Source organism: Streptomyces sp. S07_1.15 (assembly GCF_020739505.1).
Lineage (GTDB): Bacteria > Actinomycetota > Actinomycetes > Streptomycetales > Streptomycetaceae > Streptomyces > Streptomyces xinghaiensis.
The window spans coordinates 734,014-748,385 of the sequence record NZ_JAJBZK010000001.1 but is presented as its reverse complement, the minus strand read 5'-3'; the positions used below and the strand labels follow the sequence as shown (position 1 = coordinate 748,385).

Here is a 14,372-nt window from a genome sequence, read left to right as displayed (position 1 = left end):
CTCCCCCTACGAGACCGGCGCCGCGGCCGGGCCGGAGGCCCCCGCCGGCGCCCTCCCCGCGCCGTCCGCCGCGATGCCCGCCGGCGGGCCGGCTCCGGCCGCCGCCGGGGCTGCCGCGCCCGCCGGATCTGCCGCGCCCGTCGAGCCTGCCGCCCCCGCCGGCAGGCCCTCGGCCCGGCCCGCCGAGGGGACGGCCGCCGCCCCCCGGGCGCAGCTTCCCGGGCACGGCCGCCGCCGCCCGCCCGCCGACGGCCGCCGCCGCGCGGACCGCGCCCGCCGGGACGCGCCGCCGAGGGGCCGCGGCAAGGGAGGCCGCAGGCAGCCGCGGGGCGGCGGGAAGAAGCAGCGCGCCCGGGTGCCGAGGGGCGTCCGCAGCCCCGTCGTCCTCCAGATGGAGGCCGTGGAGTGCGGCGCCGCGTCCCTGGCGATGGTGCTCGGCCACCACGGCAAGCACGTCCCGCTGGAGGAGCTCCGCATCGCCTGCGGCGTGTCCCGCGACGGCTCCCGGGCCAGCAACCTCCTCAAGGCCGCCCGGAGTTACGGCCTCACCGCCAAGGGCATGCAGATGGAGCCCGCCGCCCTCGCCGAGGTGCGGGCGCCGGCCATCCTCTTCTGGGAGTTCAACCACTACGTGGTCTACGAGGGGACGGTGCGCCGCTTCGGCCGCCGCATGGTCCGCATCAACGACCCCGCCCGCGGCCGCCGTTACGTCTCCCCGGAGGATTTCGACACCAGCTTCACCGGCGTCGTCCTCGTCTTCGAACCCGGTGAGGGATTCCGCCGCGGCGGCCGCAGGCCGGGCGTCCTCGGCGCCATGCCCGTACGGCTCCGCGGCACCAGCGGCACCCTGCTGGCCGCTCTCGTCGCCAGCTTCCTGCTCGTCCTCGTCGGTGCCGCCGTTCCCGCGCTCAGCCGTACCTATATCGACATGTTCCTTTTCGGGGACCAGACCTCGCTGCTGGGCGTCCTCTTCGCCGCCATGGGCACGATGGTGGTCCTCACGGCCGTCCTCACCGGACTGCAGCAGGCCAACCTGCTGCGCGGCCGCATCATCTCCTCCACCCTCGGCAGCGCCCGCTTCCTGCGCCACCTCCTCCGGCTGCCGGTCACCTTCTACTCCCAGCGCAACCCGGCCGACCTCGTCCAGCGCCTGCAGTCCAACGACACCGTCGCCGAGACCCTGGCCCGGGACCTCGCCGCCGCCGGGGTCGACGTCGTGGTCGTGGTCCTCTACGCCGTGCTGCTGTGGAGCTACGACCCCCAGCTCACGGTGGTCGGCATCGGCATCGCCCTGCTCAACGTGGTCGCACTGCGCGTCGTGATGCATCTGCGCTCCGTCGGCACCCAGAAGCTCCGCGCCGACAGCGCCCGGCTCACCAACACCTCCTACAGCGGCCTCCAGCTGATCGAGACCATGAAGGCCACCGGCGGCGAGAACGGCTGGTTCCGCCGCTGGGCCGGGCAGCACGCCACCACCCTCGACACCCAGCAGCGGCTCGGCGTGCCCAGCGCCTTCCTGGCCGTCGTCGCCCCCACCCTCGCCACCCTCAACAGCGCGCTGATCCTCCTCATCGGCGGGCAGCGGGCCGTGGAGGGCGCCGTCTCCATCGGCCTGCTCGTGGCTTTCCAGGCCCTCGTCACCAATTTCACCGCGCCCCTGACCCGGCTCAACGGCGTCGCCGGCCGGCTCCAGGACTTCGCCGCCGACGTGGCCCGCCTCAAGGACGTCGAGAACTTCCCCGCCGACACCCTCTACACCCGGCGCGAACCACCCGCCAGCACCAAGCGGCTCCGCGGCCACGTCACCCTGGAGAACGTCACCTTCGGCTACAGCCCGCTCGACAAGCCGCTGCTGAACGGCTTCTCCCTGGAGGTCGGACCGGGCCGCCAGGTCGCCCTCGTCGGCGGCTCCGGCAGCGGCAAGTCCACCGTCTCCCGGCTGATCTCCGGCCTCTACCAGCCCTGGGAGGGCGTCATCCGCATCGACGGGCGGCGGCTGGACGAGATCCCGCGCAGCGCGCTGTCCGCCTCCGTCTCCTTCGTCGACCAGGACGTCTTCCTGTTCGAGGGCACGGTCCGCGACAACGTGGCCCTCTGGGACCCCTCCATCCCGGAGGAGGCCGTCGTCGCCGCCCTCCGGGACGCCGCGGTGTACGACACCGTCGCCCGCCGGCCCGGAGGCATCCACAGCCGGGTCGAGCAGGACGGCCGCAACTTCTCCGGCGGGCAGCGGCAGCGGCTGGAGATCGCCCGTGCCCTCGTCCGGCGCCCCAGCGTCCTGGTCCTCGACGAGGTGACCAGCGCCCTCGACGCCGAGACCGAACAGATCATCATCGACAACCTGCGGCGGCGCGGCTGCGCCTGCGTCGTGATCGCGCACCGGCTGAGCACCGTGCGGGACAGCGACGAGATCGTCGTCCTCGACCGCGGCACCGTCGTGGAGCGCGGCCGGCACGAGCAGCTGGCCGCCGCCGGCGGGGCGTACGCCGCCCTGGTCAGGGAGCACTGACGTGGCATCCCCCCACCCCTCCGCCGAGGGCTCCGCCCTCACCGCCACCGGCGCCGTCCCGGCCCTCGGCCCCGGTCCGGCCGGAACCGGCGGCCACGGGGCCGGCGCCGGCGGGACCGGCGCCTCCGGCACCGGCACCGGTACTGGGGCCGGGCTCTCCGGGGCCCCGCCCGCCGTCGTCTCGCCCGCCGATGTGGTCGTCGCGGCCATGGGCGGTCTCGGCACCCCCGTCGACCACACCGCCGCCCGCAGCCTCGGCCTCGAAGGCCCGCAGGTGCTGTGGCTGGTCACCGCCGGGGCCATGGACCTCTTCGCCGTCGACGCCGGCCGGCAGGGCCACTGGCACTTCCTCGGCCGGCTGGAGACCGGCACCCTGCTGCTCGGCCCCGTCGACGGCCCGCGGCACACCCTCGTGGGCCGGCCGCTCCAGGACTGCGTGCTGCGCCGTATCCAGCTCCGCGAGCTGCACCGCCCCGGGCCGGGGCCGTACGGCGCGTACGAACCGTACGGAGAGCAGGGCGGCCACGGGGGCGGCGACCCGTACAGCCCCTACGGCGGATACGCCCAGTACGGCCACCCCGGCGAGCCGTACACGGACCCGTACGGCCCGCACCACGGCGGCCCGGACCACGCCTACGACGCCTACGGCACGTACGGCACCCACGCCACCCACGCCGCCTACGACGTGCACGGCACCCCGTGGACGCACCCCGCCCACGAGCCGGTCCTCAGCCCGCTGGACGACGCCTTCGCCCGCGGCTACGGACGCAGCCTGCGCGTCCTCTTCGAAGCCCCCTTCGACGGGCAGCACCTGACCCCGCGGCCCTCCGGGGACGGGGACGGGGACGGGGACGCGGACGCCCCGGACGGCGGCCACGGAACGGGCGCGCCCCACGACGCGGCCGGGACCGGCGACGAGAACATCCTGTGGATGTCGATGGCCCCCGGCAGCGTCCAGTACGGCTCCGCCTATGGCGCGGACACCGCCACCGACCTGCTCATCGACGGCGCGCTGTGGCAGGACATGGTCAACCAGCAGACGCGGCTGCTGTCCGCCCTGGACCGCTGGATCGAACGGCTCGAACGCGCCCACGAGGACCGCACCGCCGCCGGCATCCAGGCCGGCGAGGCCGAACGGGAGAGCGCCGACCGGGCCCTGCTGAACTCCATCGGCCGGCCGCGCCGCCGCGGAGCCCCGTCCGGCACGGCCGCCGGCACCGACGACGCCGCCCTCGCCGTCTGCCGCACGGTCGCCGCCGCGGCCCGGATCCCGGTGACCGATCCCGACACCGGCGGGGCGCCCGAGAGCAGGCTCGACCCCGTCGAACGCACCGCCCTGAGCTCCGGCTTCCGCACCCGCGACGTCCGGCTCACCGGCAGCTGGTGGCGCGACAACTCCGGCCCCCTGGTCGGCTACTGGTCCGACAACGGCGACCCGGTCGCGCTGCTGTGGCGCCGCGGCCGCTACGAGGCCGTGGACCCGGCGAGCGGCGAGCGGTGGCGCGTCGGCAGGGACAACGCCGCCGAGTTCGACGACCGCGCCGTCATGTTCTACCGGCCGCTGCCCGACGAGCCGCTGCCCGCCTGGCGGCTGCTGCTCTTCAGCCTCCGCGGCACCCGCACCGACCTGCGCAACCTGACGCTGGGCGGACTCGTCGCCGTCGGCCTGGGCACGCTGGTGCCCCTCGCCACCGGACAGGTCCTCGGTGTGTACGTCCCGGCCGCCGAGAACGGCCTGATCGTCCAGGTCTCCCTGGCGCTGATCATCAGCGCCGTGGTCGCCGCCGCGTTCATGCTGCTGCAGAACACCGCCATCCTCCGCATGGAGGGCCGCGTCGAGGCCACCCTGCAACCCGCGGTCTGGGACCGGCTGCTGCGCCTGCCGACCCGGTTCTTCGCCGAGCGCTCCACCGGTGAGCTGGCGAGCGCGGCGATGGGCATCAGCTCCATCCGCAAGGTGCTGTCCGGGATCAGCTCGGTGCTCGTCCAGGCTGGCACGGTCGGCGCCGTCAACCTCGTGCTGCTGCTCCTCTTCAGCGTCGAGCTGGCCCTGGTGGCCGTCGCCATGCTCGTCGTCATCGCCGCGCTGTTCCTCGGCATGGGGCTGTGGCAGCTGCGCTGGCAGCGCAGGCTCGTCGTCCTCGGCAACAAGCTGAACAACCAGGCTTTCCAGACCCTGCGCGGGCTGCCCAAGCTGCGCGTCGCCGCCGCCGAGAGCTTCGCCTACGCCGCCTGGGCGCGCGAGTTCGCCCGCAGCCGCGAACTCCAGCAGCGCGTCGGCCGGATCAAGAACCTCATCACCGTTCTCAACGCGGTCTACCTGCCGCTCTGCACCCTCATCATGTTCATGCTGCTCGCCGGCCCGGCCCGCGGCGCCCTCTCACCGAGCGGCTTCCTCACCTTCAACACCGCCGTGACGATGATGCTGAGCTCGGTCACCCAGCTGACCGGGGCGCTGATCTCCGCCGCGGCCGTCCTGCCGATGTTCGAACAGGTCCGGCCGGTCTTCCGGGCGCTGCCCGAGGTCCGCGGCGGCTCCACCCGGCCCGGCGCCCTCTCCGGCGCCATCGAGGCCCGGCAGCTCTCCTTCCGCTACACCGAGGACGGGCCGCTCGTCCTGGACGACGTCTCCTTCCGGGTGGAACCGGGCGAGTTCGTGGCCGTCGTGGGGGCCAGCGGCTGCGGCAAGTCCACCCTGCTGCGGCTGCTCATCGGCTTCGACCGGCCGGCCTCCGGCGAGGTCCTCTACGACGGCCAGGACCTGGCCGCGCTCGACCAGGCCGCCGTCCGCCGCCAGTGCGGCGTCGTCCTGCAGAACGCGCAGCCCTTCTCCGGCTCCGTCCTCGACTGCATCCGCGGCGCCGAGAACTTCTCCCTGGAGGAGGCGTGGGAGGCCGCCCGCCTCGCCGGGCTGGCCGAGGACATCCAGCGGATGCCGATGGGCATGCACACCGTGCTCTCCGACGGCGGCGGCACCGTCTCCGGAGGGCAGCGGCAGCGGCTGATGATCGCCCAGGCCCTGATCCGCCGGCCCCGGATCCTCTTCTTCGACGAGGCGACCAGCGCGCTGGACAACGAGACCCAGCGCGTCGTCACGGAGAGCACCCGTGAACTCCGCGCCACCCGTGTGGTCATCGCCCACCGGCTGTCCACGGTCATGGACGCCGACCGGGTCGTCGTCATGGCGGAGGGCCGCGTCGTCCAGCAGGGCCGTCCCGCGGACCTGCTCGCCGACACCACCGGCCTCTTCCACGAACTGGTGCGGCGGCAGATCCGGTGACGGGGCCGGGACCGGGGCCGGGGCCGGGCCCTCCGCCGGAGCCGGTCAGCGCTCGCAGCCGACGCGCTCCGTGCCGAGGGCGAGGTCGTCCATCCGCACGTCATAGCCGGACGGTGAGGGATCGCCCTGGTAGAGCTGCCAGCCGAACTTCACCGTGTCGAACTCGGGGAAGACGAAGTCCACCTCGGCGCCCCCGTGGTTGCGTGTGTCGACGGTGAGATCGGGCTGGGGCTCGCCGTCGAACCACACCTCGATGCGGTTGTCGGAGGCGTCCATCCGCCACTCCACGCAACTCCAGCTCCCGGCCCGCGCCGGGGCGGACTCCTGCCAGGCCGTCCAGTCGCCGGTCGGGCCGCCGTCGGAGCCGACTCCCCACAGGTTCTTCCCGGCGGAGGGCACGTACTGCCCGCCGAGCGGGCGGATGTAACCGGGGCCGCGGCCGGTGGCCTCGACCATCGTCCAGTGGGCCCAGTCCGGGGCGGTGGGGAAGGCCGCCACGCGCAGCCGGACCCGGCCCCAGAAGCTGTTGCCGGGCGGCGCCAGGTCCGTGACCGTGAGAAACGCCTTGCCGTTGCCCTCGGTGCGGACGCGCAGATGCTTCCCGGCCCGATGGCCCGCCGGGTGCGGCTCGACGGTCAGCGTGCCGTTCTCGGTGTCGGTCTCCCAGTGGGGGCTGCCGGCCTCGCCCGGTGGCAGGGACTCGAAGTCCTCGCAGAACAGCAGCGCGGGGGCGTCCGTGCAGGTGCCCCTGGGGTGATGGTGGCCCTTGCCGTGGTGCTTCCCGTGCTCGTGACCGTGCCGGTGCCGGTGCCCGTGGCCGGAGCCCGGGTCGCCGGAGGCGGGCGCGGCGGCGGTGGCGAAGGACAGCGACAGCAGGGCCGCGAGCAGGGCCGTCAGCGGGCTTCTTCTCAACACGAACAGGCTCCTCGTCGGGTGCGGGGGTGGTGTGGGGGATGTGCCTGGTGCGTGCGCCAGGGAGTATCCTCACCCGTTCCGCGCCGCCGCGGAAGAACACCCGTCCGGCCCCTGATCTCCCTGCCGCGCGGGGGAGTTGGCGGTGCAGCGCGGCAGGGGCGTGCCGGTGCCGTCCGCCGGGCTCCTCGGGAGCCCGGGGGACGGACAGGGGGAACGCGGGCTCAGAAGTCGAAGACGGCCCCGGTCTCGGCCCGCATCACGCACTCGTTGCCGAAGGTGCGCTCCTCCTCGATGCGCTGGCCCTGCCAGACGCCCCTGATGGTGACGACGACCGGGTCGTACTGGTAGGTGCACAGCTGGGGCTCCGCCGGCGGCGCGATCGCGTCCACGTCGCCCCCGGCGTCCCCGAGAAGCACGCAGGCTTCCTGCGGGGAGGGGTGCGTGCCCGTGGCCCGCGGCTCACAGGTGAGGGTCACCGCGCGTTCCGGGGCCACGGAGGACGCGTCTTCCCCGTGCGCGATGGTGAGGACGAGGTCCGAGGGCGCGTAGAGCGAGGAGTCCCCGGCGTGAGCCGTGCCGCCCAGAGGGCCGAGGGACGCAGCCGCCAGCACCAGAGTTCCGGTTAACGCAGCTTTCGCACGGTTCCTCATGATGTGTTTCCTTCCGCTTGTTGTGCTGTGTTGTGCGCCGCTTTGACGTTTCCGGAGTCTGCCGAGAACCCCGCCCGAATGCACATCAACCCGGCGCTTTTCGGCGCATGTGTGCGGGGGAGTGCTGGCCGGAAGTGGCGGCGGGGAGCGGTGGCGCGCCGGAGATGACAGCGCTGTCCGCGCCGGACACGGGACGGCCGGACGCCGGATCAGGCCAGTCCGTAACGGCGGAAACGCACCGCTGAGCGGTTACCGGTCTCCGCTGGTGGTACACGAAGAGGTCGGGACGCCATGGACGGGCGCCCGGGGAGGGCCGTGCCGGGGAGGGCCGTGCCCGGGCGGGACCGGCAGTCCGGACGGCCCCGGGCCAGGGCACCGCTCAGGCCGAGTCCCGCCGGACGAGTTCCGTCGGCAGGATGACCGCCGACGGGTCCTCCCCGGCGATCCGGCCGAGCAGCACCCGCACCATCTCGGTGCTGATCCGGTCCCAGGGCTGGCGGATCGTGGTCAGCGGCGGACGCGTCCCGAGAGCGGCGGGCGAGTCGTCGAAACCGCCGACCGCGACGTCCTCGGGCACCCGGCGGCCCGCCCTCTCCAGAGCGGTCAGCGCCCCCTGCGCCATCAGGTCGGAGGCGACGAACACGGCGTCCACGTCCGGGGCCCGCTCCAGCAGCTCCGCCATGGCCCGCTCGCCGCCGGCCCGGCTGTAGTCGCCCTCGGCGACGAGCCGTTCGTCGGCCGGCAGCCCGGCCTCGGCCAGGGTCTCCCGGTAGCCCGCCAGCCGCTCGACCCCGCCGGGGGTGTCCGGCGGGCCGGTGACGGTGGCGATCCGGCGCCGTCCGCTCGCGGCGAGATGGCGCACCATCTCCCGGGCCCCGTCCCGGTCGTCGGCGGCCACATACGCGATCCGGGCCCCCTGTCCCAGTGGCTTGCCGCAGGCCACCACCGGTATGCGCGCCTTGACCAGCCGCTCGGCCATGGGATTCCCGGAGTGGCTGGAGACCAGCAGGACCCCGTCCACGTGCCCGGCGGTGATGTAGCGGCTGATCCGGCGCCGCTCCGCCTCCGTCCCGGCGATCATCAGCAGCAGCGGGATGTCGTGCGCGGCCAGCGCCTGGGTGCAGCCGCGCAGCAGCACATTGAAGTTGGGGTCCTCGAAGAACCGCTCCTGCGGTTCGGTCAGCAGGAACGCCACCGAGTCGGAACGGCCGGTGATGAGACTGCGGGCGTGCCGGTTGACGACATACCCCGTCTTGCGGATCGCGGCGTTGACGGCGTCCGCCGAGGCGGGGCTGACGTTGTGCCCGCCGTTGAGCACCCGCGACACCGTGCCGCGCGAGACGCCCGCCTCCCGGGCGACGTCGTGGATGGTCGGTGGGCGGCGTCGCCCCGTGGTGCTCATGCGGCTGCTTCCTCTGTCCGTTCCCCGGTGGTCCCGGGTGGTTCTGCGGTCCCGACTCTACGGTGATCCGCCGTGGTCCAGGGCGGTCAGGACTTCACGGCCCCCGAGAGCAGATCGAGGCTCCAGAAGCGCTGGATCACCAGGAAGAGCGCGATCAGCGGGATGACGGAGAGCAGCGCGCCGGTGATCACCAGGGTGTAGAGCGCGGGCGCGGAGGCGCCCTGCTGGAGCAGCGTGAACAGCCCCACCGTGACCGGGAACTTCTCGTCGTCACCGAGCATGATGTACGGCAGCATGAAGTTGTTCCAGATGGCCACGGACTGGAAGAGGAAGACGGTCACCAGCCCCGGCAGCATCATCGGCAGCGCCACGGACCGGAAGAGCCGCCACTCCCCGGCGCCGTCGATGCGGCCCGCCTCCACGATGTCGGAGGGCACCGCGGCGGCGGCGTAGATCCGGGCGAGGTAGATGCCGTAGGGGGAGAGGATGCTCGGCAGCAGCACGGACACATAGCTGTCGGCCATCCCCGCCTTCGCCAGCAGCAGATACTGCGGTATGGCGAGGATGACGGGCGGCATCAGCACGCCGGCGATCAGCACGTTGAAGATCACCTCACGGCCCCGGAAGCGGTGCAGCGCCAGCGCGTAGCCGCTCAGCGCGGAGACGGCCGTGGACAGCAGGGCGCCCACCCCGGCGTAGAGCGCGGAGTTGGCCATCCACCGCCAGTAGACGCCGTCACGGTAGGCCGACAGCTCGGCCACGTTCTCCGCGAGGCCCGAGCCGGGCAGGAAGGTGAAGGTGGAGAAGAGTTCGCTGCCCGACTTGGTGGCAGCCACCACGACCCAGGCGACCGGCAGCAGGCAGTAGGCGGCACCCAGGAGCAGCACCGCGGTGGGGATCCGGCCGGCCGGGCGGCGGCGGCCGCGGGGGTCCGCCGTGGTGGCGCGGACGGCGGTGGTGGTGGCGCTCATCGTGAGGTGTCCTGGGGGGAGCGGGAGTTGGCGGCCCGGAGGAAGCCGAAGGACAGCAGCAGGGTGACGGCGGCGATGACCACCGCGCCGGCGGCGGCCGTGTGGAGGTCGCCCCGGGCGAAGGCGTCCTGGTGGATCTTCATCAGCGGACTCCAGTCGCTGGGCACGGCGTTGGTGAGCGGCCTCAGGGTGGTCGGCTCGCTGAACACCTGGAGGGTGGCGATCAGCGAGAAGAAGAAGGTGAGGATCAGCGAGGGCGTCACCATGGGGATCTTGAGGCGCAGGGCGATCTGCCACTGCGAGCAGCCGTCGAGCCGCGCGGCCTCGTACACCTCCGCCGGTATCGCGCGCAGCGCCGTGTAGATCACGATCATGTTGAAGCCGGTGCCGCCCCAGACGGCGATATTGGCCAGTGCGGCATAGAGGGCCCCGCCGCTGAAGAGATCCGGTCCGGGCAGGCCCGCCCGCTCCAGCGCGTAGTGGAAGGGGCTGACCGACGGCAGGTAGAGGAAGCCCCACAGCAGCGCCGAGACGACCCCGGGCACCGCGTACGGCAGGAAGATCGAGAGCCGGGCGAAGCCGCGGAGGGCCGTGTCCCGCCGGCCGCGCCGGTCGGCGTCCAGCATCAGGGCGAAGAGCAGGGCGAGGCCCAGCATGGCCGGGATGACGATGAGGCCGTAGCCCAGCACCCGCAGGGCGCCGTTCAGCAGTTCCGGGTCGGTGAGCGCGGCGGTGTAGTTGGCGAGTCCGGCCCACACCTCCTGGCGGGCGCCGGAGCCCAGGCCCAGCCCCTTGACCTCGGTCCTGCGGAGGCTGAGGTAGAGGGCGTAGCCGATGGGCAGCGCGAGGAAGAGGACGAACAGGGCGGCGCCGGGGAGCAGGAAGAGGTACGGGGCCCGGCGCGGCCCGGAGGCCGCGCCGGCGGAGGAGCGGGTCACCCGGCCACTCCGAAGCCCTGCTTCTTCAGGTCGGTGACGGTGGCCCGCTCCATGGCGGCGAGCGCGGCCCCGAAGTCCGACTTCTCCTTGGCGGCCTTGCCGAACCGGTCCCGGAAGGCCGAGTAGGCGACGTTGACGTTCGGGCCCCAGGCGCCGGGCGCCGTGGTCTTCGCGATCTCCGCGGCCTCGGTGTAGAAGTCCGGCTGGTTGCTGAAGAAGCCGGGCGCCTCGGACAGCGCGCCGCCGGTCTGCGCGGCGGTGGCGGCCGGGTAGATCCCGCCCTCCTTCACCATGGCGGCGAGGGCCTCCGGGTCGGTGTTGAGCCAGGTGGCGAACTCGGCGGCGGCCCGCTTGTGTTCGCTGTCCCGGGTGACGGCGGTGGTCGAGCCGCCCCAGCTGCCGGTCCTGTTCTCGCCGGGCGACCACTGGGGGAGCGGGGCCATCGCCCACTTGCCCTTGGTGTCCGGCGCCGCGGTGGTGAGGACGCCGGGCGCCCAGACGGCGCTGACCCAGGCGATCTGCGAGCCGTTGTTGAGCGCCTTGTTCCAGGCGGGGGTGTACATCGGCTGGTTGCCGACGGCGCCCTCCTCGACGAGACCGCCCCAGAAGTCGGCGACCTTGCGGCTGGCGGCGTCGTCGATGCCGACCTTCCACTGCTCGCCGGTGGTGGTCCACCATCGCGCGCCGGCCTGCTGGGCGAGTCCGGCGAAGAGGCCGGGGTCGTTGGCGGAGAAGGTGGTGAGGGTCTTCTTCGGGGCCTTCTTCCTGAGGGCGCGGGCGGTGTCCGCGAACTCGGCCCAGGTCCCGGGGACGTCGAGGCCGTACTGCTCGAAGAGGTCCTCGCGGTAGTAGAACATCATCGGCCCGGAGTCCTGCGGGACGGCGTACACCGCGTCCGAGCCGAGGGTCACCTGCTGCCAGACGCCCGGTGCGAACTCCTTCTCGGCCTTCTTCACCGGTTCCTCGCCGGAGAGGTCGGTGAGGACGTCGCTGCTGACGAGGGTGGGCAGGGCCTGGTATTCGGCCTGCACGAGGTCCGGGGCCTCGTGGGCCCTGGCGGCGGTGAGGATCTTGGTCACCAGGTCGTCACCGGACGCCTGCTTCTTCACCGTGACCCTGATGTCCGGGTGTTCCTTGTTCCAGAGGGCGACGACCTTGTCCATGCCGGGGGCCCAGGCCCAGTACGTCAGCTTGGCCGGCCCGGAACCTCCGGAGCCCTCCCCGCCGGAGTCGTCCGAGCCTCCGCCGCCGCAGCCGGCGAGGGCCGCGGCGGTCAGGGCCGCCGCTATGGAGAGGGCCGCCGACCGGCGGCGCGTGGTGGATGGCATGGAGATCTCCCCTGGCAAGGGCCTCCGCCCCCTGGGCGGACGACAAGCGGTGGCGAACTGTGAGCGTTCACAGTAGAGAAACATTTCCAACCGTTGTCAATGGTTGTTGCTGTGCGGTTATGTTGGATGTGCGCCGCCGAGATGTGCTGTGCACGTTCACAGTTTTGTGCCATGCCCCGCCACCCCCAGCAGGAGCCCGCCATGCCGTACACGCCTCCCCAGGGCCTCACCCGACTCGCGTTCGGCGGGGACTACAACCCCGAGCAGTGGCCCGAGGAGGTGTGGCAGGAGGACGTCCGGCTGATGCGGGAGGCCGGCGTGACCATGGTCAGCGCCGGGATCTTCTCCTGGGCCCTGCTCGAACCCGAACCCGGCCGCCACGACTTCGGCTGGCTCGACCGGCTGCTGGACCTGCTGCACGCGCACGGCATCCGCGTGGACCTCGGCACCCCCACCGTCGCCCCGCCCGCCTGGTTCTACCGCGCCCACCCCGAGGCCCTGCCCGTCACCCGGGAGGGCGTGCGCCTGGCCTTCGGCTCACGCGGCGCCATCTGCCCCAGCTCGGCCGCCTACCGCGCAGCCGCCGCCGCGATCACCGAACAGCTCGCCCGCCGCTACGCCGGCCACCCGGCCCTCGCCCTCTGGCACGTCCACAACGAGTACGGCGTCCCGGTCTCCGCCTGCTACTGCGACTCCTGCGCCGAGCACTTCCGGCGCTGGCTGCGCGCCCGGTACGGCACGCCCGACGCCCTCAACGAGGCCTGGGGCACCGCCTTCTGGGGGCAGCGCTACGGCGGCTTCGACCAGATCGACCCGCCGCGCGCCACCCCCACCGTCTGCAACCCGGCCCAGCGGCTGGACTACGCCCGCTTCGCCGACGCCACCCTGCGGGAGAACTTCACCGCCGAACGCGACATCCTGCACCGGCTCTCCCCGGGCATCCCCGTCACCACCAACTTCATGACCGCGCTCAGCCAGTGCTCGTCCATCGACTACTGGGCCTGGGGGCGCGAGGTCGATCTCGTCTCCAACGACCACTACCTCATCACCGACGGCCGGCGGACCCACGTCAACCTCGCCATGGCCGCCGACCTCACCCGCTCCGTCGCGGGCGGCTCCCCCTGGCTGCTGCTGGAACACTCCACCAGCGGCGTCAGCTGGCAGCCCCGCAACCCCGCCAAGGCACCCGGCGAGATGGCCCGCAACAGCCTCGCCCACATCGCGCGCGGCTCCGACGGCGCCATGTTCTTTCAGTGGCGCCAGTCCCGGCGCGGCGCCGAGAAGTTCCACTCCGCCATGCTGCCGCAGGCCGGCACCGACTCCCGGGTCTGGCGGGAGGTCGTCCGGCTGGGCGCGGACCTGGAGTCGATCGCCGGGGTCGCGGGCGGTACGACGGCCGCCGACGCCGCCGTGGTGTGGGACTGGCAGTCCTGGTGGGCCCAGTCCCTGGAGTGGCGCCCCAGCGAGGACCACGACGCCCGTGAGCGGGCCGACACCTTCTACGAGGCCCTCTACGACCGCCACCTCACCGTGGACTTCGCCCATCCGGAGGCCGATCTCTCCGCCTATCCGCTGGTCGTCGTCCCCGCCCTCTACCTCACCGAGGCCGCCGCCGGCCGCAATCTCCGCCGCTATGTGGAGGAGGGCGGCACCCTGCTCGTCTCCTACTTCTCCGGGATCGTCGACGAGCACGACGCCGTCCACCCCGGCCCGTATCCCGGCGCCCTGCGGGACGTGCTGGGGCTGACCGTCGAGGAGTTCTCACCCCTGGGGGAGGGCGAGCGGGTGGGGCTCCGCCGGGCCGGCGGGACGGACGGGGACGGCGCGAGCGGGCGGGACGGCCGCGGCGGCCACGACAACGACGGCGGCAGCGGCGCAGGGCACCCGGACCGCCTCACCGCCGACGTGTGGACGGAGTTCGTGGTGCCGCGCGGCGCCGGAACCGTCTGGACCTACGCCGACGGACCCGCCGCGGGACGGCCCGCCGTCACCCGCCACCGGCTGGGCCGCGGCACCGCCTGGTACGTCTCCACCCGGCTCGGCGCCGCCGGCCTCGGGGTGCTGCTCCGCGAGGTGTGCGCGGACGCCGGCATCCCCGCCCGGGACGAACTGCCGCGCGACGTCGAAGTGGTACGGCGCGCCGGCGGCACGGGCGAGTACCTGTTCGTCATCAACCACACCGGGGCCGAGGCCAAGGTGCCCCTGCCCGGCCGGGCCGCCGGCACCGAACTGCTGTCCGGCGAACCCGTCTCCGGACGGCTCGCGGTGGCCGGGGGAGGGGTCGCCGTGGTCCGGCTCCAGGAGTGAGCAGGCCCGGGCCGTCCTCCCGGCGCGCCGGCTCCCGCGGCCGCCCTCCGTCCCCGTACCTCCGCGCGGGCG

9 protein-coding genes are annotated in these 14,372 nt (G+C 73.4%); 3 read left to right on the top strand and 6 right to left on the bottom strand.

The features are described from left to right. The first annotated feature begins 391 nt into the window (after window positions 1-391). Window positions 392-2,509 (top strand): NHLP family bacteriocin export ABC transporter peptidase/permease/ATPase subunit, encoded by a 2,118-nt coding sequence (locus LIX60_RS03175; protein ID WP_374117955.1) that lies wholly within the window; start codon window positions 392-394, stop codon window positions 2,507-2,509. A 1-nt stretch (window position 2,510) separates the two neighbouring features. Next, the gene (locus LIX60_RS03170; RefSeq protein ID WP_374117785.1) at window positions 2,511-5,789 is read left to right on the top strand and encodes an NHLP bacteriocin export ABC transporter permease/ATPase subunit; all 3,279 of its coding nucleotides are present in this window, start codon (window positions 2,511-2,513) and stop codon (window positions 5,787-5,789) included. A 45-nt stretch (window positions 5,790-5,834) separates the two neighbouring features. On the opposite strand, the gene LIX60_RS03165 is transcribed toward LIX60_RS03170, so the two are convergent. From LIX60_RS03165 to LIX60_RS03140, 6 genes are all read right to left on the bottom strand, one after another. Next, a complete protein-coding gene (locus LIX60_RS03165) occupies window positions 5,835-6,704 on the bottom strand; it encodes a hypothetical protein (protein WP_308101080.1) in 870 nt (289 codons plus the stop codon). A gap of 221 nt (window positions 6,705-6,925) precedes the next feature. Continuing rightward, window positions 6,926-7,354 carry a subtilase-type protease inhibitor gene (locus LIX60_RS03160; RefSeq protein WP_227957093.1) on the bottom strand — a complete coding sequence of 143 codons (429 nt, stop codon included), beginning with the start codon at window positions 7,352-7,354 and terminating at the stop codon, window positions 6,926-6,928. Between the two features lie 379 nt (window positions 7,355-7,733). Beyond that, a complete protein-coding gene (locus LIX60_RS03155; protein ID WP_125625876.1) occupies window positions 7,734-8,756 on the bottom strand; it encodes a LacI family DNA-binding transcriptional regulator in 1,023 nt (340 codons plus the stop codon). Between the two features lie 86 nt (window positions 8,757-8,842). Beyond that, on the bottom strand, window positions 8,843-9,727 hold the full coding sequence (locus tag LIX60_RS03150) for a carbohydrate ABC transporter permease (RefSeq protein WP_227957092.1): 885 nt from the start codon (window positions 9,725-9,727) through the stop codon (window positions 8,843-8,845). Continuing rightward, on the bottom strand, window positions 9,724-10,665 hold the full coding sequence (locus tag LIX60_RS03145; RefSeq protein WP_227957091.1) for a carbohydrate ABC transporter permease: 942 nt from the start codon (window positions 10,663-10,665) through the stop codon (window positions 9,724-9,726). The genes LIX60_RS03150 and LIX60_RS03145 overlap by 4 nt, the downstream gene beginning before the upstream one ends. Continuing rightward, window positions 10,662-11,993 (bottom strand): extracellular solute-binding protein, encoded by a 1,332-nt coding sequence (locus LIX60_RS03140; protein ID WP_227957090.1) that lies wholly within the window; start codon window positions 11,991-11,993, stop codon window positions 10,662-10,664. The genes LIX60_RS03145 and LIX60_RS03140 overlap by 4 nt, the downstream gene beginning before the upstream one ends. Before the next feature lie 201 nt (window positions 11,994-12,194). Here LIX60_RS03140 and LIX60_RS03135 point away from each other — a divergent pair, with 201 nt between their 5' ends. Next, on the top strand, window positions 12,195-14,300 hold the full coding sequence (locus LIX60_RS03135) for a beta-galactosidase (RefSeq protein WP_227962602.1): 2,106 nt from the start codon (window positions 12,195-12,197) through the stop codon (window positions 14,298-14,300). Window positions 14,301-14,372 lie beyond the last annotated feature (72 nt).

Coding starts and splice junctions, on each gene's coding strand:
- LIX60_RS03175 (WP_374117955.1), top strand. CDS start 392: ATGGAGGCCGTGGAGTGCGGCGCCGCGTCCCTGGCGATGGTGCTCGGC.
- LIX60_RS03140 (WP_227957090.1), bottom strand. CDS start 11,993: ATGCCATCCACCACGCGCCGCCGGTCGGCGGCCCTCTCCATAGCGGCG.
- LIX60_RS03150 (WP_227957092.1), bottom strand. CDS start 9,727: ATGAGCGCCACCACCACCGCCGTCCGCGCCACCACGGCGGACCCCCGC.
- LIX60_RS03160 (WP_227957093.1), bottom strand. CDS start 7,354: ATGAGGAACCGTGCGAAAGCTGCGTTAACCGGAACTCTGGTGCTGGCG.
- LIX60_RS03135 (WP_227962602.1), top strand. CDS start 12,195: ATGCCGTACACGCCTCCCCAGGGCCTCACCCGACTCGCGTTCGGCGGG.
- LIX60_RS03155 (WP_125625876.1), bottom strand. CDS start 8,756: ATGAGCACCACGGGGCGACGCCGCCCACCGACCATCCACGACGTCGCC.